Raw genomic sequence first — 611 nt, forward strand, 5'->3', positions numbered from 1 at the left:
CGGCCTTGGCGGCCCGCGCGGCGGTGAACGCCCCCTGGGGCGCGTTGGGGTCCAGCGGCACGTTTTCGGCGCCGTCGTGCGGGTCGCTGGGGTCGGTCGGCTTGTTCTCGCCACCGTCGGACAGCAGCACGATGCGCGCCGGCGGTGGCGTGTCCCCGCCGGTGATGGCCGCGGCCCCGACCGCGTGCAGCGCGGTGAAGATCGCCTCGCCGGTCGCCGTCCCGTCGGCGAACTCGAGCTTCTTCAGCGCCTCGAGGGTCGCCTCGTGCTGCGGGGTCGGCGGCACCAGCAGGTAGGGCGTGCCGGCGAAGCCGACCAGTCCCAGGTTGATGCCCGGCGTCAGCTGACTGGCGAACTGGCTGGCCGCCTGCTCGGCCGCCTTGAGCCGGTTGGGTTCGACGTCGGTCGCGCGCATCGAGTTCGACATGTCGATGATCAGCACGACGCAGGCGCGGTTGCGCGGGATGCGCATGTCGTGCGTGGGGGTCGCCAGGGCGACGGTCAACAGGAACAGCGACAGCAGCGCAACCGCGATCGGCACGTGCCGCCACCACGACTGCGGCACCTGCGCCTCGGTGAAGCGGCGCAGCCGCTGCCGGCGCCGGGCCTGC

The 611-nt window shown here is 73.3% G+C and carries 1 protein-coding gene; it reads right to left on the bottom strand.

The window, feature by feature from the left end; genetic code table 11:
* Positions 1-611, bottom strand: a 611-nt coding sequence (locus A9X00_RS22580; RefSeq protein ID WP_156772239.1) for a VWA domain-containing protein, incomplete at both ends; no start/stop codon positions are given.

Source organism: Mycobacterium sp. 1245805.9 (genome assembly GCF_001672915.1).
In the GTDB taxonomy this organism is placed as follows: Bacteria; Actinomycetota; Actinomycetes; order Mycobacteriales; family Mycobacteriaceae; genus Mycobacterium.